This window comes from Actinoplanes regularis (genome assembly GCF_900188005.1).
GTDB lineage: Bacteria > Actinomycetota > Actinomycetes > Mycobacteriales > Micromonosporaceae > Actinoplanes > Actinoplanes regularis.
On the sequence record NZ_FZNR01000001.1, the window covers coordinates 469,017 to 495,602 of the forward strand.

The window sequence follows — 26,586 nt, forward strand, 5'->3', positions numbered from 1 at the left end:
GCGCCCGGATCGGTACGATTGGCCCCGATATGGCGATCGACTGGACCGGCCTCGTTCTGCTCGCCGCGGATCTCACCTTCGGGGTGCTCTTCCTGCGCGCACTGGTCGTCTACCTGCGCCGGCGCGACCCGCTGCAACGAGATGTCACCCTGGTCTTCGGCCCGTGCACGCTGGCCTTCGGACTCGACATGCTGTGGCAGGCGTCCGGTTCCCGGCCGATCTGGGGCGACGTGGTCACGGCGGTGCCCCTTATGGCCCAGCCTTACCTGACCATGCGCCTGGCCGGGCGGTTACGCCACGTCTCCAGCACGCTGACCCGCAGCACGCTGATCGGCTTCCTGATCCTGGCGGTCCCGCTGGCGCTGATCCCCCGGCCGTTCCCGCCGGTGCTGGTCGCCGCCTCGGTGCTGTACTTCCTGACCGCCGAGATGATCGCCGCCGCCCTGCTGTTCGGTGCGGCCCGCACCCGCACCGGCACGACCCGGGTCCGGCTGATGACCGCCGCCGCGGCGACCTTCACCTTCGGGATCATGATCACAGTGATCGGCACCACCACCGCCCGGAACACGGCCGTCGCCGGGAGTGTGGGGTATCCCAACGCCAGCCGGGTCCTCGCCCTGATCAGCGGCATCGGCTACCTCGTCGCGTTCGTGCCGCCACGCTGGCTGCGCCGGCAGGCCTCGGCGACCGCCGTGCAGTCGGTCACCGAGCGGCTGCTGCGCGCGCCGGCCGACTCGCCCGAGGAGGTCTGGCAGACGTACGCCGAGATCATGCGGGTGCAGACCGGCGCGGACGCGGTCGCGGTGCTGCTCCCGCCGCCCGGCGGGACGGTGCTGGAGCAGATCGCCTACTCCGGCCCGCCACTGGAGATGCTGAGCGAGCCGATCGACGCCGACCTGACCGCGCTGATCCGCTCCGGCCGGCCGGCCCGGCTCCGGGAGGGCGACCCGGCGCTGGTCCGGCACTTCGGTGAGGAGCTGCGCGACGCCTACGTCACCGTGCTGCGGATGCCGGTGCCGCCCGACGTCGAGGGCTGGGTCCTGCTGCTCAACCGGTACCGCAATCTGTCCAGCGACGACGACCTGCGGCTGCTGGCGGAGCTCGGCGGGCAGGCCGGGGTCCTCGCCGAGCGACAGTCGGTGGCGGTCCGCGAGCGTCGGCTGACGGCTGAGCTGAGCAACTCGGTCGAGGCGCTGACCAGGGCGAACAAGGCCAAGAGCAACTTCCTGGCGAACATGAGCCACGAGCTGCGCACGCCGCTCAACGCGATCATCGGGTTCAGCGACCTGATGCGGCTGGAGGAGCCGGAGGGCGACCGTCGCCGGGTGCCGGCCGACTGGGTCGATCACATCCACGGCAGCGGCCGGCACCTGCTCGGCCTGATCAACGACATCCTGGACCTGACCAAGGTCGAGGCCGGCCGGATGGACCTGCGGGTCGCCCCGGTGCGGGTGGACACCGCGGTCGAGGAACTGCTCACCACCCTGGCCCCGCTCTTCGCCGAGAAGAATCTGACCGTGTCGACCGAGCTGACCCCGGCGACCGCGCTGGCCGACCGGCTCCGGCTGCGGCAGATCACGGAGAACCTGCTCTCCAACGCGATCAAGTTCACCCCGAACGGCGGCACCATCACGATCACCACTGCCGGATCGGACACCGAGGTGTGGGTGACGGTCACGGACACCGGGGTGGGCATCGCGGACCACCACAAGGAGCGCGTCTTCGAGGAGTTCCAGCAGCTCGGCGACCCGGAACCGGGTCACGGGGGAACCGGCCTGGGCCTGGCGCTGACGCGCCGGCTGGTGGAGGCGCAGCACGGAAAGATCATGCTGCGCTCGGTGCCGGGCCAGGGCAGTTCCTTCACGGTACGGCTCCCCGCCGCGCCCGTGGCGGTGCCGAGCGCCGCCGGGGCCGCCGACGCGCCGTACATCCTGCTCATCGAGGACGACCCGCAATCGGCCGAGCTGACGCAGACCCAGCTGAGCAACGCCGGGTACCGGGTCGAGGTGGCCGGCACCGGGGAGAGCGGCCTCGCGGTGGCCCGGACCCACCGGCCGGACGCCATCGTTCTCGACGTGGAGCTGCCGGGCATCTCCGGCTGGGAGGTCATCCGGCGGCTCAAGGCGGACGCGGCACTCGCCGCCGTGCCGGTCTTCTTCGCCAGCATCCTGGACGAGGCCCCGGCCGGGCTGGCCCTCGGCGCACACGACTACTTCGTCAAACCGGTCGACCAACCGGCGCTGCTCGCCGCACTGGCCAACGCGATCGCCGCCCGGCCGGCCCCGCGGGTGCTGGTGATCGACCACGACGACGCGGTCCGTCAGGCCATCGAGGACGGCCTGCGCGCCGGCGGGGCCGATGTGGTGGCGTGCGCGGACGGCCGGGACGGCCTGGCCCGCAGCCGCGCGGAGAATTTCGACCTGATCGTCTGCGACATGCAGTCTCCCGCGGCGGACGGGTTCAGCCTGCTCGCCGCGATCGAGCAGGATCCGGCCGGCCGGCACACGCCGGTGCTGGGGCTGAGCGCCGCCGCGCTGGCCGAGCGCGGGCCCGGCGACACCGCCCCGCTGCTCGCGACCGCGATGGCCGGCGGGGTCGTCGCCGAGGCGATGGCCGGCGGTACGGGCTGGGAAAGCCTGGCCCCGCTGCTCGGGCACCACCCGACGGCCCAACACCCGGCCCACCCGGCGGCTCGCCGTACCCCCGGCGGCGCCCACCCGCCGGCCGTCGCCGTCCAGTTGCGCAGCGCCGTCCCCGGCCGGTTCATCGGCACCGCCCACCCGGCATCGACCGAGGCCGTTCCCCTGAAGGAGGACCAGTGAGCGATCGGCACCGCATCCTTCTCGTGGAGGACGAGGAACTCAACCGGATGCTGGTCAAGGCGGTCCTCTCGCGCGCGAGCGTGGACGCGGTCCGCAACGCCGAACTGGTCGACGCCGGCACCCTGACCGAGGCACGCGAACGGGTCCGCGACACCGTGCTCGACCTGATCCTGCTCGACCTGAACCTGCCGGACGGCAACGGCCTGACGCTGGCCCGCGAGTTGAAGGCGGACGACCCGCCGTTGGACCGCCCGAAGCCGGTGGTGGTCGCGGTGACCGCCAGCGTCCTGCCCCAGGACCAGAAGGCCGCCCTGGACGCGGGCTGTGACGACTTCCTCGACAAGCCCTACGCCGCCGCTGATCTGGTCGCCACGGTCGCCCGCCACCTGCACAGCTGACGCCCCGGCAGCAAGGCGACGCTCGCGAAGAGCGGCCTCAGGCCGGCGCGAGCACGATCTCGGCGCGGGCACGACCGTCCCGCTCGCTCACGATCGCGAGCACCTCGCCGTCCGGGTCGAAGACCGCGTACGGCCCGTCGATTCCGGCCGTGCTCAACGGACCGCCGTGCCGGAGGACCCGGGTCTCCTCCTCGGTGGCGACCCGCTGCGGGAAGGCCCGCCGGGCCGCCTCGGACAGCGGCAGGCCGACCACGTCCGGGGCACGCTCCTCGAGCTGCTCCAGGGTCGACGCGGCGTCGAGGGTCATGCCGCCCACCGCCGTCCGGCGCAGTGCCGTGAGATGACCGCCGACCTGGAGCGACGTGCCCAGATCCCGGGCGATGGCCCGGATGTACGTCCCGGAGGAGCAGGTCACGTCGATGTCGACGTCGATCACGTCCCGGCCCTCCGGGCGGCGGATGTCCAGCACGTCGAGCCGGTGCACGGTGACCCGGCGCGCCGGGATCTCCACCGTCTCGCCGTCACGGACCCGCTTGTACGCCCGCTGGCCGTTGATCTTGATGGCGCTGACCGCGCTCGGCACCTGGTCGATCTCGCCGACCTGAACGGCGAGACCGGAGCGGATCGCCTCGTCGGTCACGGCCGCGGTGGACGCGGTCGCGGTCACATCGCCCTCGGCGTCGTCGGTGACGGTCGCCTCGCCCAGGCGAACCGTCGCGGTGTAGCTCTTCTCGGAGCCGATCACGTAGGTCAGCAGCCGGGTGGCCCGGTTCACCCCGATGACGAGCACGCCGGTCGCCATCGGATCGAGCGTCCCGCCGTGCCCCACCCGACGGGTCTTCGCCAGCCGCCGGATCCGCGCCACCACGTCGTGCGACGTCATCCCGGCAGGCTTGTCCACCACAATCAACCCATCCACCGGTTCACCCTATGACTCCTGCTCGTTCATGTTCGCCGAGGGCCCATCGAGATCAACTTCAAGACCTGGATGTCGTGCGTCCGCTGGGGTACAGATCGCCGCTCCCGCCGGGACCGGGCACGGCGATCTGGCCGCTGGCGCGTCCAGAACGATCGCCGCACCCTGCAAGGTCCGTGGGTGGTCACGGCGAAAGATGAAATCAACAGCTGAGAGCGGTCAGCGCGTCGCGCCGACCACCAGCCACCGTGGCGAGCGCCAGCGGGCGACCGTGGCGACCAGGCGGACCAGCACGAACAGGGCCAGGCCGGCCCAGACGCCGGCGAGACCGAGATCGAAGGCATAGGCCAGCCAGATCATCGGGAGGAAGCCGAGCAGGGCGCCCAGAATTGTGGTCGTGCGCAGATAGGCCACGTCACCAGCGCCGATCAGGACACCGTCCAGGGCGTAGACCACACCGGCGAACGGGAGCAGACCCACGAACCAGGGCCAGATCACCGTGGTCTGCTCGCGCACCGCGGCGTCGCCGGTGAACAGGGCCGGGATCGCCGAGGCGCCCGCCGCCACCAGCGCCGCGAAGGCCACGGCCGAGACCCCGCCCGCGATGGTGACCCGGCGCGCGACATCGCGGGCCTGGTCCACGTCGCCGGCGCCGAGGGCCGCTCCGACCAGCGACTGCGCGGCGATCGCCACCGCGTCCAGCACGAGCGCGGCGAAGAACCACAACTGCAGCGCGATCTGGTGGGCGCCGACCGCCGCCACCCCGAACCGGGAGGCGACCGCGGTGGCGGAAAGGAAGCACGCCTGGAACGCCGCGCCCCGGACCAGCAGGTCACGGCCGAGCACCACCTGCTGGACGATCACCGAGGGCACCGGCCGCAGTTGCCGCGTCTCGCGGATCAGCGACCACAGGAACAGCCCGCCGCCGAGCGACTGGGCGGTCACGTTGGCGATCGCCGAACCGGTCAGGCCCAGGCCGAACGGGTAGACCAGCAGTGGGCAGAGCAGTGCCGAGAGCACATTGGCCCCGAGCACGATGGCGAGCGGGCGGCGGGTGTCCTGCACGCCGCGCATCCAGCCGTTCCCGGCCGCGGAGAGCATCAGGCCGGGGGCGCCGAGGACGGCGATCCGCAGCCATCCGGCGGCGGCTTCGGCGGTCTGCGGGTTCCCGGCCAGCGCGTGCGTGACCGGGCCGGCGAACGCGGTGCCGAGCAGGACCAGCAGCAGGCCGAGGCCGAACGCCAGCCAGGACGCTTGGACGCCCTCGGCGACGGCGGCCGCGCGGTCACCCGCGCCGAAGCGGCGGGCGGCGCGTCCGGTCGTCCCGTACGCCATCAGCGTGCCGACCCAGGCGGCGACCGACATCACGGTGCCCCCGACCGCGACCGCGGCCAGCGGGACCGGACCGAGATGGCCGACCACCGCGGTGTCCACCAGCACGTACAGCGGCTCGGCGGCGAGCACCACGAGCGCCGGCAGGGCGAGCTTGGCGATCTGACGGGAGCCGGCGATCGGCTTGGCGGACGGGCTCATGGCGTCCCATGATGCCCGCCCGGCAGTAAGGCTTACAACCCGGATCGGTGCCTTACACCGATCGGTGCCCTACTGGCGCGTGTCCAGCGAGGTCTGCAGCGCGCGGCGCGCCTGCTCGCGGGCGTCTTCGGAGGGCTGAGGCTTCGGCTTGGCAGCCATGCGGGTTTCCTTCCACGGTGTGGTTGGGCGCCCGCACACCTGCGGAGCGCCCGGAAGCGGTCGAGCGGGGCGTCACATGGGCCGGTCCGGGATCGCCGGACGCCTGGCGAGGTGACGCGACCCGGGGCGGTGGCCACGGGCGGCTCGAGGTCTCACGGGAGGCGAAGGTGTCAGCCGCGCAAAACCAAATCACCGTTCAGGACCCAAATTAACGTTCACCAAGCCGAACGTATGGGTGCTTCCCGCGATCCGGGAAGAAAAGCAGGGGGCCGCCCTTTCGGGCGACCCCCTGTGAGCTGTTGAAACAGCGCTAATTCAGGAAATCGTCAAGTAGCCGACGTACGATGTCCACCACGTCGCGGGGCTCTCCGAAACCGGTGAAACCGGCCGCCAGGCGATGACCCCCACCGCCCTGCGAGACCGCCAGCCGGCTCACGTCGACCGCGCCCTTGCTGCGCAGCGAGACCGCCCACTCCCGCTCGGCCACCTGCCGCACCAGCACCGACACGTCCGCCTCGGCGACCGAGCGGACCGGGTCGATCAGAGTGTCCAGAACGTACGGCGGCTGGTCGTGCCGGGCCAGGTCGGCCAGGGTGGCGTAGGTCCAGACCAGCCCGCGACCGCCGGCCGCGGCCGGCTCCAGCACCGCCCGCCCGAGCACCTCACCGGTCAGCTTCATCGCCCCGAACGGCCGGGAGTCGAAGATCCGCCGGGAGATGTCGCCGGGCCGCAGCCCGGTGGCGATCAGCCGGGCGGCCAGCTCGTGCACCGCCACCGTGGTCATGTCGAACTTGAACGACCCGGTGTCGGTGGCCAGCGCCACGTAGAAGCACTCGGCGATCTCGGCGTCCAGCGGCACACCGAGCCGCGCGACGAACTGCTCGGCGAGCACCGAGGTGGCCGCGGCACGCGGATCCACCAGCCGGATCGTGCCGAAGCCGGTGTTCGACGCGTGATGGTCGAGGACCACGCTGACCGGCGCCGCCGCGACCCGGGCGGCGAGACCGCCCAGGCGCGACTCGCCGGCCACGTCGAAGACCAGGACCAGAGCCGGCGCCGGGTAGGCGTCCGCCTCCGGCACCAGCAGGTCGACACCGGGAAGCTCCGCGTACGGCGTCGGCACGGTGAACTTCCCCGGGAACGTGGCCCGGACCCGGGTGTACCCGAGCCGCCGGAGCCCCAGCCCGAAGCCGAGCATGCTGCCGAGCGCGTCCCCGTCCGGGCTCACGTGGCAGACCAGCTGGATCTCGGCGTCACCACCGAGCGCGCGGACCGCCGCGACGGCGGCGTCCCACTGCCCGGCGGCGGGCACCGTCTCCGGCGGCAGAGTCACCCGAGGTCCTCGCGGGCTGACACCCGCTCGCCCTGCTCCTCGTCCTCCGGCTCCTCGCTCTTGTACGGGTCGGCGTCGCCCGCGTACTTCTTACCGGCCGCGAGGCGTTGCACCTCCTCGTCCCGGTGCCGCGCCGCCGCCAGCAGATCGTCGATCTCCTTGACGTTGTCGAGCACGTTGTCGAGCTTGAACGCCAGGCTCGGTGAGTGCCGCAGCCCGAGCGCGTGCCCGACCCGGCTGCGCAACATGCCCTTGGCGCTCTCCAGCGCCGCGGCGGTCGACGCCTGCTCGGTCACGTCACCCAGAACCGTGTAGAAGACGGTCGCCTCCCGGAAGTCACCGGTAAGCCGGGCGTCCGTGATCGTCACCATGCCGAGGCGGGGATCCTTGATCTCCCGCACCAGCGACGCCACCAGCTCACGGACACGCTCCGCGTGCCGCCGCCCCTTGGCCGGATCCGCCATCTCGCCCACCTCCGACTGTGGAACACGCGGGTAACCTTCCCCCGCCCAATTGCTGAAGCGTACCCAGGCGGCATTGCCTGGCTACTAACTGGTTTTGCCCGCTGAGAGCCGGGTCAGTCGTCGTCGCCGTAGAGACGACGTTTGACCGAGAGCAGCTCGATCTCGGGCCGACCGGCCACCTGGTTCTCGCAGGTGTCGATCACCGCGCGCGCCTGCGCGGTATCGGGGGCGACCACGGCCACCCCGATCTGCGCCCGGCCGTGCAGGTCGTGGAAACCCACCTCGGCGACGCTCACCTCGAACTTCTTCAGCATCGCGATGATCGGGCGGAGGTAGGAACGCTTCTGCTTGAGCGACTGCGAATCGCCGGGCAGCAGCAGGTCGAAGACTGCGGTTTCGGTATACATCAGCGAGCCAGGCTACGCCGCGTTCCCGCGCTGGTCAGCCCCTTTTCCGGGCGACGATCACATCCCGCTCGATGCCCTGGTCGACCCGGTGCTCCAGCGGCCCGTGCTCGACCAGCTCCAGCCCGGCGGCGAGCAGGATGTCCTCGGCCAGCTCGCGCCGGGCGACCTTGGTGTTCCAGGAGAGCCCGATCGCCCCGCCGGGCCGCAGCAGCGGCAGCCACTCCGGGACGGCCCGCTCCAGCAGGTCCAGCGGCCGCCGGGAGATGCCACCGGCGTCGTCGTACGAGCCGTGCGCCACCCCGTACGGCAGGTCGGCCACCAGCACGTCCGCGACGTTGCCCCGGATCAGCCCGTCCAGCGCCGTGGTGTCGGCGTGCAGCACGGTCAGCTTCTGCACCGCGCCGGCCTTGTGGTCGTCCTTGCTGGCGGCCATCGTCACCTCCAGGCGGCGGGCGGCCCGGCGGCCCTGGCGGCGCATCGGCACCAGCTCGGCGGTGTGCTTGAGCCGCTTGCGCTTCAGCCAGGTCTGCAGGAACAGCTTGTACGCCTCCACGTCCTTACCGTCGATCTCCACGCCCAGCGCGTCGTAGCCGTACATCAGCGCCTGGTTGAGCGTGGTGCCCCGGCCACAGAGCGGGTCGAGCACGGTCAGGTGACCGTCCAGCATCCGCTCGGCGGAGGCCGAGGCGAGCAGGGTGAGGTTCAGCACCAGCTTGGTGAACTGCTCGTTGGTCTTGCCGGCGTACTTCGGGATGGTGATCAGGTCGCTGTCGTACCGGGCCAGTGGGGTCAACTGGTGCGGCCGCAGCAGGTCGTCCCCGACCAGCTCGAAGAGCGCGTAGGCGGACGACAGGTTCGACACGTACGCGATGTCCCGGGGGCTCAGCTCGGCGGTGAAGGTCAGGTACTCCACCCCGCCGATCTCGGCCACCCCGATCTCGGCGAGCTCCGAGGAGAGCACCGGGGCGAACGCGGCCAGCTCCGCCTGGGAAATGCGGGACGCCTGGTCGGCGTAGACGCGGTTGGCGGACGGGGCGAGCAGCATGGCGTAGCGGGGCATGCCGTCCATCCTCCCAGCCGGGGCCGGACCGGAGAGGAGCGACCCCAGCTGGGACCCGGACCGGAAAGGAGCCACCCCCAGCCGGGGCCTGGAGCGAAAAGAAGCGACCCAGCCGGGGGCCGGAACGAAAAGGAGCGGCCCCGACGCCGAAGCGCCGGGGCCGCAGGGAAAACCTCAGCCGGGGATCAGGCCCGCGGCTTCTCCCGCATCTCGAAGGTCTCGATCACGTCGCCAACCTGCGGCGTGCCGAAACCGGAGAAGGTGATACCACACTCGAAGCCCTCGCGGACCTCGGTCGCGTCGTCCTTGAACCGCTTCAGCGAGCTGATGTTGACGTTGTCCGCCACCACGGTGCCCTCCCGCAGGATGCGCGCCTTGGTGTTGCGGCGGATGAGACCCGACCGGACGATACAACCGGCGATCAGACCGATCTTGGACGAGCGGAAGACCTCGCGGATCTCCGCCGTGCCCAGCTCGACCTCTTCGTACTCCGGCTTGAGCAGGCCCTTGAGCGCCGCCTCGATCTCCTCGATGGCCTGGTAGATCACGCTGTAGTAGCGGATCTCCACGCCGGCGCGGTCGGCCATCTCCTTGACCTTGTTCGAGGCCCGGACGTTGAAGCCGATGATCGTCGCGGTCTGCTCCGACGAGGCCGACGCCAGGTTGACGTCGCTCTCGGTGATCGCACCGACGCCGCGGTGGATGACCTTGAGCTGGATCTCGTCCGGAATCTCGATCTTGAACAGCGCGTCCTCGAGCGCCTCGACCGAACCCGAGCTGTCACCCTTGATGACCAGCGTGAGCGAGGTCTTCTCGCCCTCCTTGAGCTGAGCCATGAGCGTCTCGAGAGTGGCCTTCGCACCCGAGTTGGCGAACGCGGCCGCACGACGGCGAGCCTGCCGCTGCTCGGCGATCTGCCGGACCGTGCGGTCGTCCTCGGCCGCCAGGAACGTGTCACCGGCGCTCGGCACCGACGTCAGACCCAGGACCAGCACCGGACGGGCCGGACCGGCCTCGGCGACCTGCTTGCCGTTCTCGTCGAGCATGGCGCGGACGCGGCCGTGCGCGCCGCCCGCCACGATCGAGTCGCCGGCCCGCAGCGTGCCCTTCTGCACCAGGACGGTCGCGACCGCACCGCGGCCCTTGTCGAGGTGGGCCTCGACCGCGACACCCTGCGCCGGCCCGTCGATCGGAGCGGTCAGCTCCAGCGACGCGTCGGCGGTCAGCAGGACGGCCTCGAGGAGGTCGTCGATGCCGATGCCGGGCTTGGCGGCCACGTTCACGAACATCGTGTCGCCGCCGTACTCCTCGGCGAGCAGGCCGTAGTCGGTGAGCTGCTGCCGGACCTTGTCCGGGTTGGCGTCCGGCTTGTCGACCTTGTTGACCGCCACGACGATCGGCACCTCGGCGGCCTTGGCGTGGTTCAACGCCTCGACCGTCTGCGGCATCACGCCGTCGTCGGCAGCGACCACGAGGATGACGATGTCGGTCACCTGGGCACCACGGGCACGCATGGCGGTGAACGCCTCGTGACCCGGGGTGTCGATGAAGGTGATCGCCCGGTCCTCGCCGTTGTGCTCGTACTGCACCTGGTAGGCGCCGATGTGCTGGGTGATGCCACCCGCCTCGCCGGCGACCACATTGGTCTTGCGGATCGCGTCGAGCAGCTTCGTCTTACCGTGGTCGACGTGACCCATGACGGTCACCACCGGCGGACGGGTGACCAGACGGTCCTCCGCCACCTCGGCGTCGAGGTCGATGTTGAACTGCGCGAGCAGCTCACGGTCCTCGTCCTCGGGGCTGACGATCACGACGTTGAAGCCCAGGTGCTCACCGAGCAGCAGCAGCGTGTCGTCGGACACGGACTGCGTGGCGGTCACCATCTCGCCCAGGTTGAACATCTCCTGGACGAGCGAGCCCGGGTTCGCATTGATCTTGTCGGCGAAGTCGGAGAGCGACGCGCCGCGGGAGAGCCGGATCTCCTGGCCCTGACCACGCGGAGCGCCGGAGCTCATCTGCGGGGCGGACAGGTTGTCGAACTCTTGACGCCGCTGCTTCTTCGACTTGCGGCCACGGGTCGGCCGGCCGCCGGGACGCCCGAAGGCACCCGCCGCGCCACCACCGCGACCACGGCCACCGGCGCCACCGGGACGACCCGGAGCACCCGCGCCGGCCGGACCGCCGCCACCGCCACCGGGGCCACCGCGGTAACCACCGCCGCCACCACCGGGAGCGCCGCCGCCGGGACGGAAGCCACCACCGGCACCGCCACCGCCGCCGGGACGGAAGCCACCACCGGCACCGCCACCGCCACCGGGACGGAAGCCGCCACCGGCACCGCCACGACCGCCACCGGGACCGCCGGGACGACCGGCGCCACCACCAGGACCGCCACGACCGGCACCAGGGCCGGCGGGACGCTGCGAGGGCATGGACGCGGGGCTGGGCCGCGGCGGCATCGAGGCAGGGCTCGGCCGCGGCGGCATGCCGGGCTGGTTCGGACGCGGCATCGAGGCCGGCGAGGGCCGCTGACCGGCGCCGCCGGAGACACCGAACGGGTTGTTACCCGGACCACGGGCAGGCGGACGCGGAGCGCCACCGGCCGGACCCGGACGGGGACCACCCTGGCCTGGCTGGCCACCACCGGTACGACCGGCGGCCGGGGAACCCGGGCGCGGCGGCATACCGCCGGGACCGGGGCGCGGGCCACGCGGAGCGCCATCGGAGGGAGCCGACGGAGCCTGCGGGGCGTTGCGACGCTCGGCGTCGCGACGCTCCGCATCGCGAGCGCGGGCGGCCTGAGCCGCCTGCGCCGCCTTGACGGCGGCCTCCTGCTCGGCCTTCAGCGCTGAGGCGCGCGCCTCAGCGGCCGCCACCTCGATGTCGTGCGCGCTGGCCGGCTTCGCGATCGGGCCGGGCGTCGGACCCGGACGACCGGGCGCCGGCGGCTTCGGCCGGACGAGCTGGCCGGGCGACGGGGCGGGCGAGGTCGGGACGCTGCTGGACGTGCCGGGGCCGGGCGGCGGTCCGGGACGGCGTGGCGGCGCGGGCCGGACGCTCGGCGGACCGGGCCGTGGGGCCGCGGACGGAGTGGAGGTGGCCCCGGAAGGGGCGGGACTGGCCGCAGCCGGAGCGGCCGGAGCCGCGGGAATGCTGCCGCCCGCCTCGAGGGCGCCACGGAGCCGCCGGGCCACCGGGGCCTCGACGGTGCTGGATGCGGACTTAACGAACTCGCCCATCTCTTTCAAGGTGGCGAGCACGGTCTTGCTGTCGACCCCGAGCTCTTTGGCGAGCTCGTGTACGCGGGCCTTGCCTGGCACTGCACTCCTCACTTCGAGGTCGTGCGAGCAGTACCCGCAGCGACCTCACTCGTGCACTAGAAGCCTGGTCATTTCAGGGACTTCATCGTGTGCTCATCTGGGTCGTCCTACCTTGCTGGGTCGAGACGGGGCGACGACGCCTCGTCATCAGTGGTTCCGAACGGCACGGAGACCGCGCGGATGTGCTCGGCAAGCAGTCCGGCGTCAGCAACACCGGAGAGACGCAACGCCCGCCCGAAGGCTCGGCGTCGCTCCGCCTGCGCGAAGCAGGCCGGATCGGGATGCAGATGAGCTCCCCGGCCCGGCAGTCGGCGGTTTGGATCGGGCAGAAGCCGGAGGTCTTTCCCGGATCCGACCGCGACGAACCGCAGCAATGAAGCGGCCGGCGCGCGATTGCGGCAACCGACACAGGTTCGCGTCGGGCCGACCGAAGGCAAGTCTACCCCTCGATCGCGGCGACCGCGTATCCGGTCAGTTCCCCGCCTCGGCCGCATCACGATCCGCGACTGGAGCAGGTTCGTTGTCCGGACGGATGTCGATGCGCCATCCGGTGAGCCGGGCGGCGAGCCGCGCGTTCTGCCCCTCCCGGCCGATGGCCAGGGACAACTGGAAATCGGGCACAGTCACCCTGGCCGTCCGGGTGGCCGCGTCGACCACCTCGACCCGGAGTGCCTTCGCCGGGGAGAGCGCGTTGCCGACGAACTGGGCCGGGTCATCCGACCAGTCGATGATGTCGATCTTCTCACCGTGCAGCTCGCTCATCACCGCGCGGACCCGCTGGCCCATCGGGCCGATGCAGGCGCCCTTGGCGTTCACGCCCGGCACGGTGGACCGCACCGCGATCTTGGTGCGGTGACCGGACTCACGGGCGATCGCGGCGATCTCCACGGTGCCGTCGGCGATCTCCGGCACCTCCAGCGCGAACATCTTCTTGACCAGGGCGGGGTGCGAGCGCGACAGGGTGATCTGCGGGCCGCGGAAACCCTTGGCGACGTGCACCACGATGCAGCGCAGGCGCGATCCGTGCTCGTACGACTCACCGGGGACCTGCTCGGACTGCGGCAGCACCGCCTCCAGCTTGCCCAGGTCGACGATGACGATGCCCTTCTCGGCCCGGGCGGCGTCGGCCTGCACCACGCCGGTGACCAGGTCACCGTCGCGACCCGCGTACTCCCCGAAGTGCTGCTCGTCGGTGGCCTCCCGGAGCCGCTGCAGGATCACCTGCTTGGCGGTCATCGCGGCGATCCGGCCGAAGTCGTGTGGGGTGTCATCCCACTCCCGCACCACCGTGCCGTCGGAGTCCAACTCCTGCGCCAGCACCGAGGCCACGCCGGTCCTGCGGTCGATCTCCACCCGGGCGTGGCTCTCCGCGCCCTCGGTGTGCCGGTACGCCGTCAGCAACGCGGTCTCGATGGCCGCGAGGATCGTGTCGAACGGGATCTCCCGCTCGCGCTCGAGGGCGCGCAGCGCCGCGAGGTCGATGTTCATTCCTCGCCCTCCCCTTCGTCTTCGTCTTCGTCGTCGTCGGCTTCGTCGCCGAAATCGGCTTCGTCCATGCGTTTGAACTCGATCTGAACCTTGCCGGGCCCGAGATCGCCGTAGGAGAGCTCCCGCTCGGCGCCGTCCACCTCGAGCGTCACGCCGCTGTCGTCGGTGCGCAGCACGCGGCCGGTCAACCCGTTCACGGCGACCAGGCGGCCGATGTTGCGGCGCCAGTGGCGCGGCTCGGTCAGCGGCCGGTCCACCCCGGGCGAACCGACCTCCAGCTGATACTCCCCGGCCAGGACCTCGCCGCCCTGCTCATCCTCGGCGTCCAGAGCCTCGGAGATCTCTCGGGAGACGACCGCCACGTCGTCCAGGCTGATCCCGCCGTCCGTGTCGATCAGCACCCGGACCACGAACCGGCGGCCGGCCCGGGACAGGGTCAGATCCTCCAGGTCGTAACCCGCCTTGGCGACCACCGGCCCGACCAGCTCGCGCAACCGGGCGCGGGCGGCGGTCAGGTCGATCCGCGGTGCGATGGGAGCGCTCCGGCTCTCCGGCTCCGGCCGGGTCCGTCGGGGACTCGGGCGACCACCGGGCCGGGCCCCGGCGCGACCACGCTGCGTCATCGGGCTCGACCTCTCATTCGTTTTTGCGTTGCAACGACTATCGTTTTTATGCTGCAACGACTATATGCCGCCGGGCAGTGGTTGGCCCCGCGGCTGACCCAGAGCGTAACGCGCCGACCCGCCAGGCGAAGCATCGCCGCACCAAAACCACCTGATCCGCAGGTCAGCGGCCCGGGGCTTCATCCTAGGAGGGGATGGTGTTGACTGGCGCGGTGCGGATGAGCGATTCGGGACACACCCGCCGCCGGGCGCTGGGCGCCGGCGGCGTGCTGGTCGGCCTGGTCACGCTGGGCGGTTGCGGACTCTTCGGCGACGACCCCGAGCCGGCGCCCGCGCCGGATCCGTTGCAGCCGGTGCTGGACGAGGCTCTGGCGCTCGCCTCGGCGTACGACCGGGTGATCCTCACCCAGCAGACGCTGAGCGCCAGGCTCACTCCCCTGGCCCAGGCACACCGGGCGCACGCCACCGAGCTGGCCAAGGTCATCGGCACCACGCTGCCGAGCGGATCGGCGGCACCCTCCGCCCCCGGCACCGCGGACGACACCGTGGCCGGGCTGCGCAAGGCCGAACTGGCCGCGCAGAAGACCGCGGTGGCCGCCTGCAAGACCGCGGCGGCCGGGAGGGCCGCGCTGGTCGGATCGATCGCCGCCGCTCGCGCCACCCACGCCGAAGCACTGCGCTAGTTTCCGATCGACCCGCCACCGGTCGTACCGCCCACATCGGGACGTTGCGCCGGTTTCCGATCGATCGCCACCGCTCGTACCGCCCGGGTCGAGACGTTGCGCTAGTTTTCCGAACGTGAATGAACAACTGGCCGGAGCGCTCGCCGCCGAGGAGGCGGCCATCTGGGCGTACGGGCTGATCGGGGTGCACCTGCGCGAGGGCGCCGAGCAGGACCAGGCACACGCCGCCGAGGACGTGCACCGGGTACGCCGCGACGACCTGGTGGTCCGGCTCGGCACGCTCAAGGCGAGCACCCCGCCCGTCCCCGCCGGTTACGAGCTGCCGTTCCCGGTCGAGGACCGCGCGTCCGCGCTGAAGCTGGCGGTGCAGATCGAGGACGGGGTGGCCCAGGCCTGGCGGGTGGTGCTGCCGGTCACCGAGGGCGCACAGCGGGTCGATGCACTGTCGGCGTTGACCGACTCCGCGGTGCGTGCCACCAAGTGGCGCAAGCTCGCCCAGATCACACCGCTGACGCTCACCTTCCCGGGCCGGCCGACCACCTGAGCGGTCAGGGCAGGGTCAGGATCTCGAAACCGTCCTCGGTCACCACCAGGGTGTGCTCGAACTGAGCGGTCCACTTACGGTCCTTGGTGACCACGGTCCACTTGTCGGGCCAGACGTCGTACTCATAGGTGCCGAGTGTGATCATCGGCTCGATGGTGAAGGTCATCCCCGGCTCCATCACGGTGTCGAGGCTCGGCTTGTCATAGTGCGGCACGTAGAGGCCGGAGTGGAACGTCTCGCCGATGCCGTGCCCGGTGAAGTCACGGACCACGCCGTAACCGAACCGGCGAGCGTACGCCTCGATCACCCGCCCGATGGCGTTGATCGGCCGCCCCGGGGCGATCGCGCGGATGCCCCGCATCATTGCCTCGTGGGTGCGCTCGACCAGCAGCCGGGCCTCCTCGCTGACGTTGCCGACCAGGAACGTCGCGTCGGTGTCACCGTGCACGCCGCCGATGTACGCGGTGACGTCGACGTTGATGATGTCGCCGTCCTCCAGCACCGTCGAGTCCGGAATGCCGTGACAGATCACCTCGTTCAGCGAGGTGCAGCAGGACTTGGGGAAGCCCTTGTAGCCCAGCGTCGACGGGTACGCCCCGTGGTCGAGGATGAACTCGTGCACCACCCGGTCGATCTCGTCGGTGGTGACGCCCGGCTTGCAGTGCTCGCCGGCCAGCTGGGTGGCCTGCGCGGCGATCCGCCCGGCGATCCGCATCTTCTCGATGGTCTCGGGCGTCTGCACGTGGGAGCCGCGCCACTCCTTCGGGCGCTTCTTGCCGACGTATTCAGGGCGGGTGATGGCTGCCGGGACCGATCGCCAGGGCGACTGCTTACCCGGCACGAGTGGCGCACGCACGGTCATGAACACAGCCTATCCGCCGCGTGAACCCACGATCGGGCCTGTCCTTGCCGCCCCCGGCACGCTGTGAAATCGTGGGTCGGTGGATCAAGACGGCCAGGACCCGGCTTTCTCGGCGACCATCGCGGTCTCCGGCGACCGGGTCACCGTGACGGTGGCCGGCGAGGTCGACATGTCCACGGCCGACGCCCTCTTCCGGGCCGCCACCCCGGAGCTGATCACCGGCGCCACGATCGACCTGCGCGCGGTGACGTTCTTCGACTCGGCCGCCATCCACACCCTGATCCTGCTGGCCGAGCGCTACCCGGACACGTTCGAGGTGATCCCGTCCGACCGGGTCCACCGCGTGCTGGACATCTCCGGCCTCGGTGGGCAGCCCTGGCTCAGGCCGGTCGGATAGGCCGTCGCAGCGTGACCGCCGTCCCCTCCGGGGAGCGGTGAACGGAGAACTCGGTGAGCGCTCCGATCAGCGCCAGCCCGCGCCCGCGGAACCCCGGGTCGGTCGCCGGCCGCCAGCGCCCGGTGTCCCGCACGGTCACCACGATCGCGTCCGCGTGCATGGACGCCTCCACGGTGATCCAGGGCTCGCTCGGCTCGATCGGGTGCTCGATCGCGTTCGCGGCCGCCTCGGAGACCGCGACGATCAGGTCGAACAGGTCCGGCTCCGGCACCGAGTGTGCGGCCAGGAAGTCGTCCAGCCGTTTGCGCAGCACGCTGAGCCGGTTCGGATCGGCCGGCAGGCGCAGGACGAACTCGCGCGGCTCGGTCACCTCCAGCGCGATCAGCGCGATGTCGTCGCGGCGGACCTGCCGGGACGCCTTCGCCAGCAGGGTGTCCAGCAGGTCCTCCACGTGCTCGGTGGGCTTGGCCACGTCCGCGGTCAGCTCGCTCAGCCCGCTGTCGATGCCCTGTGTCCGATCCTCGACCAGCCCGTCGGTGTAGAGCAGCAGCCGGTCGCCGGGGGCCAACTGGACCTCCCGGGTCGGGTAGGGCACCTCACCGAGGGCCCCGATCGGCGGGCCGAGCGCCGTCCGGTGCAGGAAGGTGCCCAGTTCACCGGGGGTGACCACGATCGGCGACGGGTGACCGGCGGAGGAGTAGCGCATCACCCGGGTGCGCGGGTCGAAGCGCAGGCAGAAGACCGTGGCGAACTGCCGCCGGCCGAGCGTGTCCACCAGGCGGTTGAGGCGGCTCAGGGACGGTCCGCAGTCGAAACCCTCGAGGACGTACGCCCGGAGCGCGTTGCGCAGCTGGCCCATCGCGGCGGCCGCCTGCACGCCCTTGCCGACCACGTCACCGATCACCAGGTAGAGCGGGCCGTCCGGAACGGCGATCACGTCGTACCAGTCACCGCCGACCCGGGCCTCGCTGCTGCCGGCCACGTACCGGCTGGCCACCACCGCTCCGGGGATCCGGGGCAGGGACTGCGGGAGCAGGCTGTGCTGCAGGGTACGGGCGATCCGGTGCTCGGTCTCGTAGAGCCGCGCGCCGGCCAGCCGCAGGCCGACCAGCCGGGCCAGCTGGGTGAGCAGCACCGGCTCGACCGGCCCGTCCGGCCCGGCCCAGACCCGCAGCTCGCCGAGCGCGGCCCCGGCGGTGTCCGGCAACGGCAGCACCACGTCGGGCTCGGCCGCCGCGGCGGCACCGCCGTCCCGCTCGGCCCGGATCTCCGGGGCGGTCACCACCACCCGGCCGGCCGACGTCATCGCCCGCACGTGCTGGGCCGCCACGTCGAGCACCTCGACGGTCCCGGCCACCGTGTTCAGCGCCACCGCGGCGTCGACCAGCCCGCGCAGCCGGGCGACGTGGTCGCGCAGGTCGGCGGCGTCGGCGGCACCGTCGGCACCCCCGTCGGCCCGGAACCGCGGGCCGGTTCCGCGTGCCGGCTCGCCGCCGATCGGGGTGGGCGAGCCGCGGAACCCGGCCACCGCCCGGGCGATCTGGGCGGCGGCGAGCTCCAGGAAGTCCCGGTAGTCACCCGCCAGGGTGAGGTGCCGGTTGACGCCGACGACCAGCGCGCCGACCGTCTCCGCGCCGACGTCGATCGGCAACGCCAGCGCCTCCTCCGCGACGGCCGCACCGGTGCCGCTCGCCAGTTCGGTGAGCGGCACCCGGCCCGGCCGCCCAGCCGCGATCACCTTCCGGATCGCCGGGTGCGTGTCCTGGTCATCCAGCACCACGGCGGCGTACGGCACGTCGTCCGGGTTCCCGCCGAGCACCTCGGCGGCCGCGGCGGCCAGCGCGGACGGATCGGCGAGACCCGTCAGGCGACGGCCGAGCGCGGCGAGCGTGCGCAGCCGCCGCTCCCCCAGCACCCGCCCGGTGGTCTCGGTGACGATGCAGGTGGACCCGGAGACCGACCCGTCCGCCGCCCGGATCGGGGCGTACGAGACGTCGAAGTACGCCTGCTCCACGGAACCGTTCCGCTCGATGGTCAGGAGCAGGTCGTCGGCGCGGACCGCCGCGTCGGTCTCGGCCACCCGGCGCAACGGGCCGCTGATCCGATCCCAGGACTCGGCCCACAGCTCACGGCCGGGCCGCCCCAGATGGGCCGGATGCCCGGCGCCCGGCACCGGGAGGTACGCGTCGTTGTAGAGCACCACGTGTTCCGGTCCCCAGAAGACGCAGATCCGCGCCCGCGACGCGAGCGCCGTGACCACCGCGTCGACCAGCTCCGGCGGCCATGTCGACGGGTCACCGGCCGGTGAGGCGGACCAGTCCAGCGCGGCCATCCGCCGGCCCATCTCGCCGCCACGCTCGAAGGCGGTGCGCAGCCGGGCCGGCAGGGCGCCCATCGAAAGCCTCCCGTGGGGGTCGGGTGACCGGAAAGCCGGCTTGGACGCACGTTAACACCGGCCCGCCGGAACCGCCTTTTTACACCACCGCGGCCACTTTGCGATCGATCAGGGCCGCCTCCGTCAGTGCCACGAAGGCACGCAGGTCCGCGGTCCGCTCCGGATGCCACTGCACGCCCAGCGCGAACCGGCGCCCGGGATGCTCGATGATCTCGATGACCCGGTCGTCCGGGCACCAGCCGGTCGCCACGAACTCCCCGGGGTCGGCCACCGCCTGGTGATGGAACGAGTTGACGCTGACGTGCCGGCCGAACAGGTCGTGCGCCCGGGAGTCCTCCGCGATCACGACGTCGTGCCGGCCGTAGTCACCGGCGCTGGCCGCCAGCGGGTCGGTGCCGGCGTGTGCCCGGTGCCGGTCGTGGCCGATCAGCTCGGGCAGGTGCTGGTGCAGCGCGCCGCCGGTCGCCACCGCCATCACCTGGTGTCCCCGGCAGACGCCCAGCACCGGCAGGTCGGCGTCGAGAGCGGCGCGCATCAGCAGCAGCTCGGCGGCGTCCCGGATCGCGTCCACTTCGGTCTGCGGGTGCGGCTCGGCGCCGTAGTGCGCCGGGTCGACGTCGCCGCCGCCGGTGAACACGATGCCGTCCAGGGACTCCAGCACGTCGGTGCCGGGATCGTCGGGAGTGACCAGCACCGCCCGGCCGCCGGTCGCGTGCACCGCCTTGACGTAGTTCATCGGCAGCATGCCGGCCATCATGTCGTTGCGGCCGAACTGCACGTGCTGGGCGTACGAGGTGAGGCCGATCAGCGGTCTGCGCATGAGGATGCGTCACTCCTTCAGCTGGATTGCGCCGCGGCCGCCACCAGTGCACCGAAGATCCGCCGGTCGCGGCCGACCTCGGGGTGCCACTGCACACCGAGCAGGAACCGCCGGTCCGGGTCCTCGACCGCCTCGGGGAGGCCGTCCTCGGCCCGGCCGGTAACGACCAGTTTTCCAGGGTCGGCGACCCCCTGGTGGTGGAAGCAGTTGATGGCCACGTCCGCACCCATCAGCTCGGCGATCCGGCTGCCGGGCGTGAAGACGGCGTCGTGCCGGCTGTACACGGCGGGCGCCACGCGGTGCCGCTCGTGGCCGAGCACGTCGGGCAGGTGCTGGTGCAGGGTGCCGCCGTGCGCGGCGACCAGCAGCTGCATGCCCCGGCAGACGCCGAGGATCGGCAGGTCGCGGTCGAGCGCGGCCTGGAGCAGCAGCAGCTCGGCCTCGTCCCGTTCTGGGTGGATGACGGTGTGCGGGCCGGGCTCCTCGCCGTACAGCCCGGGCGAGATGTCCGGGCCGCCGGAGATCAGCAGGCCGTCCAGCACTCGCAGCACGTCGGTGTCCTGGTCATCGGGGGGAATCAGGACCGCGCGGCCGCCGGCCCGGGTGACCGCGGCGGCGTAGTCGTGTGGAAGCAGGGCGGTGGGCAGGTCCCGCCAGACGCCCCAGGAGGCCGGCATCACGTACGTCGTTATCCCGATGATCGGACGCATCGCACAACCGTAGCCACCACCCACCGGTTCGTCCGGCACAGACGCGCGGCGCCGGTAATTCGACGCCGCGCGACGGGTCCCGTCCGAAACAGGGATCCGACCCCTGCACGGAGCTTTCTTCCCTGGTCGGAGGGGCCTAAACCTTTTAAAGCGGAGTTACGTACGCGCCGGTGATACCGCCGTCGACGACGAACTGGGACGCGGTCATGAACGACGCGTCGTCGCTCGCCAGGAACGCCACCGCGGCGGCGATCTCCTCGGGCTCGGCGAACCGGCCCATCGGCACGTGCACCAGGCGGCGGGCGGCCCGCTCCGGGTCCTTGGCGAAGAGCTCCAGCAGCAGCGGGGTGGCCACCGGTCCGGGGCAGAGCGCGTTGATCCGGATGCCCTCCCGGGCGAACTGCACGCCCAGCTCCCGGGTCATCGCCAGCACCCCGCCCTTGCTCGCGGTGTACGCGATCTGTGACGTCGCCGCCCCGAGCAGGGCCACGAACGACGCGGTGTTGATGATCGAGCCCTTGCCCTGCCGCTGCATGTGCGGGATCGCGTACTTGCAGCAGAAGAAGACGCTGGTGATGTTGACCTTGAGAACGCGCTCCCACGCCTCGATCCCGGTGACCAGGATCGAATCGTCGTCGGGCGGCGAGATACCGGCGTTGTTGAACGCGATGTCCACCCGCCCGTGCCGCTCCACGACGCCGTCGAAGAGCGCCTTGACCTGCTCCTCGTCGCTGACGTCGCAGGCCACGAACTCACCGCCGACCTCCTGCGCGATCGCCTTGCCGGCCTCGGCGGAAATATCGACGCAGACCACGAAGGCGCCTTCCGCGGCGAACCGCCGGGCAGTCGCCAATCCGATTCCACTACCGGCACCGGTGATCACGGCGACCCGGTCCTGCAGACGCTCCACTCAAGCCCCCATCGAAATGAACACGTTCTTGACATCGGTGAACGACAGCAGCGCGTCCGGACCCAGTTCGCGGCCCAGGCCGGACTGCTTCATCCCGCCGAACGGGGTCCAGTACCGCACCGACGAGTTGCTGTTGACGCTCAGCGCGCCGCTCTCCACCGCGCGGGAGACCCGCAGCGCACGGCCCACGTCACGGGTCCACAGGGAGCCGGAGAGGCCATACTCGGTGTCGTTGGCCAGCCGGACCGCCTCCGCCTCGTCCCGGAACGGGAGCACGCTGACCACCGGGCCGAAAATCTCCTCGCGCCAATGCCGGTCCGCGGGCGATGCGGCGAGAAGGACGGTCGGGGGGAACCACCAGCCGTTCTCGAAGTCCGCGGAACCCCGGAACGCCACGTCGGCGCCCGTCACATACGAGGCGACGGTGTCGCGCTGACCGGAAGAGATCAATGGCCCCATTTCCGACATCTCGCTGGACGGGTCCAATACCCGGAAGCTCGCGACGGCCGGTTCCAGCAGGGCGAGGAACTTGTCGTACACCGAAGCCTCGACCAGCAACCGCGACCGTGCGCAGCAGTCCTGGCCCGCGTTGTCGAACACCGCCCCGGGCGCAGCGTTCGCCGCCGCCTCGAGGTCCGCGTCCGCGAAGACGATGTTCGCGGACTTCCCGCCCAGCTCCAGGGTCACCCGTTTCACCTGGTCGGCGCAGCCCGCCATGATCGACTTTCCGACCTCGGTGGAACCGGTGAAGCAGACCTTGCGGACCGCCGGGTGGGTGACGAACCGCTGCCCCACCACGCTGCCCTTGCCCGGCAGCACCTGGAAGACGTGCTCCGGCAGCCCGGCCTCCAGGGCCAGCTCGCCGAGGCGGATCGCGGTCAGCGGGGTGAGCTCGGCCGGCTTCAGCACGACCGTGTTGCCGGCCGCCAGGGCCGGGGCGAAACCCCAGCCGGCGATCGGCATCGGGAAGTTCCACGGGACGATGATCCCGACCACGCCGAGCGGCTCATGGAACGTCACGTCCAGGCCACCGGCCACCGGGATCTGCCGGCCGGAAAGCCGCTCGGGCGCGCCGGCGTAGTAGTTCAGCACGTCCCGGACGTTGCCGGCCTCCCAGCGCGCGTTGCCGATGGTGTGGCCGGCGTTGCGTACCTCCAAGCGGGCCAGCTCTTCGAGGTGGTCCTCGACCACCGCCGCGAAGCGGCGGAGCAACCGCGCGCGATCGCCCGGAGCGACCGCCCGCCAGCTCTCGAAAGCTTTCCGGGCACGCTCGATCGCGGCGTCGGTCTCGGCCAGATCCAGCGACGGTACGGTCGTGAAGACCGCACCGGTCGCCGGATCGATCACGTCAGTAGTCCCCACGCCAAGATCCTCACACTCAGAGGCGTTCAAATCCACGACGTAGTTCCCAGTCGGTCACCGCGGCGTCGAAGGCCGCCAGCTCCACCCGGCCCATGTTGGCGTAGTGCGCGACCACATCCGCCCCGAATGCGGCTTCCGCTGTCGAACTGGCCGCCCAGAGATCGGTCGCCTCGCGCAGGGTGCTCGGCACCCGCTCCGCCGTCGCGTCCTGGTAGGCGTTTCCGGCGAACTCCTCCTCGAGGGACAACTCGCTCTCGATGCCGTGCAGCGCCCCGGCCACCAGCGCCGCGATCGCCAGGTACGGATTCACGTCCCCGCCCGGAACCCGGTTCTCCACCCGCATCCCCTGCCCGTGCCCGGCGATCCGCAGCGCGCAGGTCCGGTTGTCCACCCCCCACCGCAGCGCGGTCGGCGCGAACGACCCCGGCTGGTACCGCTTGTACGAGTTGATGTTCGGCGCGAACAGCAGGCTGAACTCCCGCATCGTGGCGAGCAGCCCGGCCAGCACCCGCTGCCCGGTCACGCTCAGATGGGCCGGCCCGTCGCCGAGCATCGCCGACCGCCCGTCCTCGCCGCGCAGCGAGAAGTGGATGTGGCAGGAGTTGCCCTCCCGCTCGTTGGGCTTGGCCATGAAGGTCAGCGCCATGCCCTCCTGGGCGGCGATCTCCTTGGCCCCGTTCTTGTAGATGACGTGGTTGTCGGCGGCGGTGAGCGCGTCGGCGTAGCGGAACGCGATCTCGTGCTGGCCGAAGTTGCACTCGCCCTTGGCGCTCTCCGGGAGCAGACCGGCCCCGTACATGTCGTTGCGGATCCGGCGCAGCAGCGGTTCGACCCGGGCGGTACCGAGCAGCGAATAGTCCACGTTGTACTGATTCGCCGGGGTGAGGTCGCGGTACCGTCGCGCGAAAGCCTGCTCGTACGTGTCCCGGTAGAGCACGAACTCCAGCTCGGTCCCGGCGAAGGCGGTCAGCCCGTGCGCCGCCAGCCGGTCCAGCTGGCGGCGCAGGATCTGCCGCGGGGAGGCCGGCACCGGCTCCCCCGCGGTGTCGAACAGGTCGGCGAGGACCAGCGCGGTGCCCGGCTGCCACGGCACCGGCCGCAGCGTCGCGAAGTCCGGCCGCATCACGAAGTCCCCGTAACCGGTGGACCAGGAGGACATCTCGTAGCCGTCGACGGTGTTCATGTCGACGTCCACCGCGAGCAGATAGTTGCAGCCCTCGCTGCCGCCGCTGACCACCTCGTCCATGAAGTACCGGCCGTGCAGCCGCTTACCCTGCAACCGCCCCTGCATGTCGGTCAGGGCGAGCAGAACGGTGTCGATGGAGCCGTTGCCGAGCGCTACGTCGAGGTCCTCGAGATCCATGGATCAGTCCTATCAGTCGTTGGCCGTCGGCATCGTCGGCTCACCCTGTGCGGACGCCTCCAGCAGGTTCGAACGTGGGCCGGTGAACCACTTCCGCGCCCCCGCGAACCACCAGATCGTGGCGCCGCCGACCACGATCGCCACCGCGACGATGGTGTAGTTGAAGTTCTTCGCCGTGATCGGGCCGGCCGTGGGTAGAACGAACAGAACGCAGATCACGCCGACCCAGACGATCGAGATCCAGCCGATCGGCGCGCTCCACCGGCCCAGGTTCCACGGCCCGACCTGGAAGTCCGTGTTGCGGCGGCGCAGGAAGACCGGGCCGACGTACGCGATGTACAGGCCGATCACCGCGATCGAGGTGGCCGCCGCGTACGCCGTGGTGTTCCAGAGCGACGGCAGCACCAGGATCGTCGAGATGGTCACGCAGAGCCAGATCGAGTTGGTCGGTGTGCCCGTGCGCGGGTTGACCCGCTTCCAGATCCGCGACCCGGGCAGGGCGCCGTCGCGGGCGAACGCGTACGACATCCGGGAGTTCGCGGTGACCGAGGCCATCCCGCAGAACCACTGCGCGACCATGCAGATGAAGAGCAGGAACGTGCCGACGTCGTGCCCGACCGCGTCGATGAAGATCTGCGCCGGTGGCAGCCCGAGCGCGGTCCCCGCCTCGGCCTCGTAGTCCTGGATGGACCAGGTGATCGCGAACAGCAGCACGAACCCGGCGATCACCGAGACGACCACGGAGAGCACGATGCCGCGGGGCGCCGCGTTCGCCGCGTCGTGGGTCTCCTCCGCGACGTGCGCGGAGGCGTCGTACCCGGTGTAGGTGTACTGCGCCATCAGCAGTCCGATCAGGACCGCGTAGACCGTCGCCCCGGTGAAGCCGAACCCGGTCGCGTTCCGTACCTCGAAGAAGACCTCGGAGATCGGCTTGTGCTGGTCCGGCAGCACGGTCAGCAGTACGACGATCACCGCCACGCCGACCAGATGCCACCAGGCGCTGACGTCCGAGAGCACCCGCACCAGGTTCACGCCGAACGTGTTCAGCAGGCCGTGCACCACGATGATGACCAGGAAGATCAGGAAGGTACGGCCCGGCGTGACCTCCATGTCGAAGGTGAGGCTGAGGAACGCCGCGGTGGTCATCGCCGCGCCGAAGTCGATCGCCGCGGTGACCGCGACCTCGCCGAGGAAGTTGAACCAGCCGATGAACCAGGCCCAGGCCGCCTTGTTCCGCTTGGCCAGTGCCGCGGCCCACCAGTAGAGCGCGCCGGCGGTCGGATAGGCCGAGCAGACCTCGGCCATCGCCAGCGACACCAGGGTGACCATGCCGCCGACGAGGAGCCAGCCGATCGTGATGGCGAACGGTCCACCGGCGTTCATCGCGATCACATAGGACGTGATCGCGCCGGCCAGGATCGAGATGATCGAGAAGGAGACGGCGAAGTTCGAGAAACCGGACAACCGGCGGTGCAGTTCCTGCTTGTATCCGAGTTGCGCGAGGCGTTCCTCGTCGCTGGCGGTAACGGCTGGTTCAGTGCTCATGCGCGAGCTCCCTTGCCGAAGGTGTGACCTGAGCCACTGGTATCGGTGATGATCGCTCCGCTGTGTTACGGACGTCAATGATCAGCGTTAATTGCGTTGCCGCTGAGGTTTCTCCGATGCGAGCCTTTACGTCATCAGGGCGATCGCGAATCCCTCGGCAGGCTTCGCTCGTCCAGGTTGTCGACAACCTTCCCGCGGCGATGCGGGGCGCGGTCACCTCTCTCTCCGCACGCGGCCCTCGGGCCGCGAAGCGCCCGCCCCGCATCGCTGCCCCCACGATCCCCAGCACGCTCTTGCAACACGAGTGAAGCCCCTTGCAGGGATTGACCGCCCCTTGCGTTATCGCAGCTCAGTCTGACTTTTGCCCTAAAAAATCTACAGTGGCGACTCTAGAAATCAGCCCCAAAGAGAGTTATGTTTGCGGGGTCGGTCACGGCCGACAACGCAACTGGCACAGCCGCTGAGTTGGAGA

The 26,586-nt window shown here is 71.1% G+C and carries 23 protein-coding genes; 5 read left to right on the forward strand and 18 right to left on the reverse strand.

All coding sequences use genetic code 11. From position 1 onward, the window contains the following. The first annotated feature begins 29 nt into the window (after positions 1-29). Complete coding sequence (locus tag CHC09_RS02000) at positions 30-2,822, forward strand: ATP-binding response regulator (RefSeq protein ID WP_089291188.1); 2,793 nt, start codon at positions 30-32, stop codon at positions 2,820-2,822. After that, positions 2,819-3,220 (forward strand): response regulator, encoded by a 402-nt coding sequence (locus tag CHC09_RS02005; protein ID WP_239138091.1) that lies wholly within the window; start codon positions 2,819-2,821, stop codon positions 3,218-3,220. The genes CHC09_RS02000 and CHC09_RS02005 overlap by 4 nt, the downstream gene beginning before the upstream one ends. 37 nt (positions 3,221-3,257) lie before the next feature. Here the strand turns inward: CHC09_RS02005 and truB are convergent, their stop codons facing one another. The 10 genes from truB to rimP form a co-directional block, all read right to left on the reverse strand. Then, on the reverse strand, positions 3,258-4,139 hold the full coding sequence (truB, locus tag CHC09_RS02010; RefSeq protein ID WP_179276919.1) for a tRNA pseudouridine(55) synthase TruB: 882 nt from the start codon (positions 4,137-4,139) through the stop codon (positions 3,258-3,260). A gap of 216 nt (positions 4,140-4,355) precedes the next feature. Then, positions 4,356-5,669 carry an MATE family efflux transporter gene (locus CHC09_RS02015; protein WP_089291190.1) on the reverse strand — a complete coding sequence of 438 codons (1,314 nt, stop codon included), beginning with the start codon at positions 5,667-5,669 and terminating at the stop codon, positions 4,356-4,358. Positions 5,670-6,138: 469 nt separating this feature from the next. Beyond that, positions 6,139-7,161 carry a DHH family phosphoesterase gene (locus tag CHC09_RS02020; RefSeq protein ID WP_089291191.1) on the reverse strand — a complete coding sequence of 341 codons (1,023 nt, stop codon included), beginning with the start codon at positions 7,159-7,161 and terminating at the stop codon, positions 6,139-6,141. After that, a complete protein-coding gene (gene rbfA / locus CHC09_RS02025; RefSeq protein WP_089291810.1) occupies positions 7,158-7,625 on the reverse strand; it encodes a 30S ribosome-binding factor RbfA in 468 nt (155 codons plus the stop codon). Before rbfA ends, CHC09_RS02020 begins: the two co-directional genes overlap by 4 nt. Before the next feature lie 113 nt (positions 7,626-7,738). Beyond that, positions 7,739-8,032 (reverse strand): DUF503 domain-containing protein, encoded by a 294-nt coding sequence (locus CHC09_RS02030; protein WP_089291192.1) that lies wholly within the window; start codon positions 8,030-8,032, stop codon positions 7,739-7,741. A gap of 34 nt (positions 8,033-8,066) precedes the next feature. Next, positions 8,067-9,092, reverse strand: a complete 1,026-nt coding sequence (locus CHC09_RS02035; RefSeq protein ID WP_089291193.1) for a TRM11 family SAM-dependent methyltransferase — start codon at positions 9,090-9,092, stop codon at positions 8,067-8,069. Positions 9,093-9,277: 185 nt separating this feature from the next. Then, a complete protein-coding gene (infB, locus tag CHC09_RS02040; RefSeq protein ID WP_089291194.1) occupies positions 9,278-12,412 on the reverse strand; it encodes a translation initiation factor IF-2 in 3,135 nt (1,044 codons plus the stop codon). A gap of 107 nt (positions 12,413-12,519) precedes the next feature. Next, complete coding sequence (locus tag CHC09_RS02045; RefSeq protein WP_089291811.1) at positions 12,520-12,906, reverse strand: YlxR family protein; 387 nt, start codon at positions 12,904-12,906, stop codon at positions 12,520-12,522. After that, positions 12,884-13,900, reverse strand: a complete 1,017-nt coding sequence (nusA, locus tag CHC09_RS02050; RefSeq protein WP_089291195.1) for a transcription termination factor NusA — start codon at positions 13,898-13,900, stop codon at positions 12,884-12,886. Before nusA ends, CHC09_RS02045 begins: the two co-directional genes overlap by 23 nt. Next, positions 13,897-14,523: a ribosome maturation factor RimP gene (gene rimP / locus CHC09_RS02055; protein WP_089291196.1), complete on the reverse strand. Its 627-nt coding sequence runs from the start codon at positions 14,521-14,523 to the stop codon at positions 13,897-13,899. Before rimP ends, nusA begins: the two co-directional genes overlap by 4 nt. A gap of 194 nt (positions 14,524-14,717) precedes the next feature. On the opposite strand from rimP, the gene CHC09_RS02060 reads away from it, so the two are divergent. Both CHC09_RS02060 and CHC09_RS02065 read left to right on the forward strand, forming a co-directional pair. Next, entirely contained in the window at positions 14,718-15,206 is a 489-nt protein-coding gene (locus CHC09_RS02060; RefSeq protein ID WP_089291197.1) for a hypothetical protein, read from the forward strand. A gap of 115 nt (positions 15,207-15,321) precedes the next feature. Continuing rightward, positions 15,322-15,750, forward strand: a complete 429-nt coding sequence (locus CHC09_RS02065; protein WP_089291198.1) for a ferritin-like domain-containing protein — start codon at positions 15,322-15,324, stop codon at positions 15,748-15,750. A 4-nt stretch (positions 15,751-15,754) separates the two neighbouring features. On the opposite strand, the gene map is transcribed toward CHC09_RS02065, so the two are convergent. Then, complete coding sequence (gene map / locus CHC09_RS02070) at positions 15,755-16,612, reverse strand: type I methionyl aminopeptidase (RefSeq protein WP_089291812.1); 858 nt, start codon at positions 16,610-16,612, stop codon at positions 15,755-15,757. A gap of 79 nt (positions 16,613-16,691) precedes the next feature. On the opposite strand from map, the gene CHC09_RS02075 reads away from it, so the two are divergent. After that, the gene (locus CHC09_RS02075) at positions 16,692-17,009 is read left to right on the forward strand and encodes an STAS domain-containing protein (protein WP_089291199.1); all 318 of its coding nucleotides are present in this window, start codon (positions 16,692-16,694) and stop codon (positions 17,007-17,009) included. On the opposite strand, the gene CHC09_RS02080 is transcribed toward CHC09_RS02075, so the two are convergent. The 7 genes from CHC09_RS02080 to CHC09_RS02110 form a co-directional block, all read right to left on the reverse strand. Then, positions 16,993-19,404, reverse strand: a complete 2,412-nt coding sequence (locus tag CHC09_RS02080; protein WP_089291200.1) for a SpoIIE family protein phosphatase — start codon at positions 19,402-19,404, stop codon at positions 16,993-16,995. The two genes, CHC09_RS02075 and CHC09_RS02080, sit on opposite strands and share 17 nt — an antisense overlap. Positions 19,405-19,483: 79 nt before the next feature. Next, on the reverse strand, positions 19,484-20,224 hold the full coding sequence (locus CHC09_RS02085; RefSeq protein WP_089291201.1) for a gamma-glutamyl-gamma-aminobutyrate hydrolase family protein: 741 nt from the start codon (positions 20,222-20,224) through the stop codon (positions 19,484-19,486). A gap of 17 nt (positions 20,225-20,241) precedes the next feature. Beyond that, complete coding sequence (locus CHC09_RS02090) at positions 20,242-20,934, reverse strand: gamma-glutamyl-gamma-aminobutyrate hydrolase family protein (protein WP_089291202.1); 693 nt, start codon at positions 20,932-20,934, stop codon at positions 20,242-20,244. A gap of 145 nt (positions 20,935-21,079) precedes the next feature. After that, positions 21,080-21,844 carry a 3-oxoacyl-ACP reductase gene (locus CHC09_RS02095; protein WP_089291203.1) on the reverse strand — a complete coding sequence of 255 codons (765 nt, stop codon included), beginning with the start codon at positions 21,842-21,844 and terminating at the stop codon, positions 21,080-21,082. Next, positions 21,845-23,206 (reverse strand): aldehyde dehydrogenase family protein, encoded by a 1,362-nt coding sequence (locus CHC09_RS02100; RefSeq protein ID WP_179276920.1) that lies wholly within the window; start codon positions 23,204-23,206, stop codon positions 21,845-21,847. It abuts the gene before it with no gap. Between the two features lie 16 nt (positions 23,207-23,222). Beyond that, the gene (locus CHC09_RS02105; protein ID WP_089291205.1) at positions 23,223-24,569 is read right to left on the reverse strand and encodes a glutamine synthetase family protein; all 1,347 of its coding nucleotides are present in this window, start codon (positions 24,567-24,569) and stop codon (positions 23,223-23,225) included. A 12-nt stretch (positions 24,570-24,581) separates the two neighbouring features. After that, the gene (locus CHC09_RS02110) at positions 24,582-26,114 is read right to left on the reverse strand and encodes an amino acid permease (RefSeq protein ID WP_089291206.1); all 1,533 of its coding nucleotides are present in this window, start codon (positions 26,112-26,114) and stop codon (positions 24,582-24,584) included. Positions 26,115-26,586 lie beyond the last annotated feature (472 nt).

What these genes read in the sequence shown, in the direction of transcription:
- CHC09_RS02000 (WP_089291188.1), top strand. Translation starts at nt 30, where the DNA reads ATGGCGATCGACTGGACCGGCCTCGTTCTGCTCGCCGCGGATCTCACC.
- CHC09_RS02015 (WP_089291190.1), bottom strand. Translation starts at nt 5,669, where the DNA reads ATGAGCCCGTCCGCCAAGCCGATCGCCGGCTCCCGTCAGATCGCCAAG.
- rbfA (WP_089291810.1), bottom strand. Translation starts at nt 7,625, where the DNA reads ATGGCGGATCCGGCCAAGGGGCGGCGGCACGCGGAGCGTGTCCGTGAG.
- CHC09_RS02030 (WP_089291192.1), bottom strand. Translation starts at nt 8,032, where the DNA reads ATGTATACCGAAACCGCAGTCTTCGACCTGCTGCTGCCCGGCGATTCG.
- CHC09_RS02035 (WP_089291193.1), bottom strand. Translation starts at nt 9,092, where the DNA reads ATGCCCCGCTACGCCATGCTGCTCGCCCCGTCCGCCAACCGCGTCTAC.
- CHC09_RS02045 (WP_089291811.1), bottom strand. Translation starts at nt 12,906, where the DNA reads ATGCGGCCGAGGCGGGGAACTGACCGGATACGCGGTCGCCGCGATCGA.
- nusA (WP_089291195.1), bottom strand. Translation starts at nt 13,900, where the DNA reads ATGAACATCGACCTCGCGGCGCTGCGCGCCCTCGAGCGCGAGCGGGAG.
- rimP (WP_089291196.1), bottom strand. Translation starts at nt 14,523, where the DNA reads ATGACGCAGCGTGGTCGCGCCGGGGCCCGGCCCGGTGGTCGCCCGAGT.
- CHC09_RS02060 (WP_089291197.1), top strand. Translation starts at nt 14,718, where the DNA reads ATGGTGTTGACTGGCGCGGTGCGGATGAGCGATTCGGGACACACCCGC.
- map (WP_089291812.1), bottom strand. Translation starts at nt 16,612, where the DNA reads ATGACCGTGCGTGCGCCACTCGTGCCGGGTAAGCAGTCGCCCTGGCGA.
- CHC09_RS02080 (WP_089291200.1), bottom strand. Translation starts at nt 19,404, where the DNA reads ATGGGCGCCCTGCCGGCCCGGCTGCGCACCGCCTTCGAGCGTGGCGGC.
- CHC09_RS02085 (WP_089291201.1), bottom strand. Translation starts at nt 20,224, where the DNA reads ATGCGCAGACCGCTGATCGGCCTCACCTCGTACGCCCAGCACGTGCAG.
- CHC09_RS02090 (WP_089291202.1), bottom strand. Translation starts at nt 20,934, where the DNA reads ATGCGTCCGATCATCGGGATAACGACGTACGTGATGCCGGCCTCCTGG.
- CHC09_RS02105 (WP_089291205.1), bottom strand. Translation starts at nt 24,569, where the DNA reads ATGGATCTCGAGGACCTCGACGTAGCGCTCGGCAACGGCTCCATCGAC.
- CHC09_RS02110 (WP_089291206.1), bottom strand. Translation starts at nt 26,114, where the DNA reads ATGAGCACTGAACCAGCCGTTACCGCCAGCGACGAGGAACGCCTCGCG.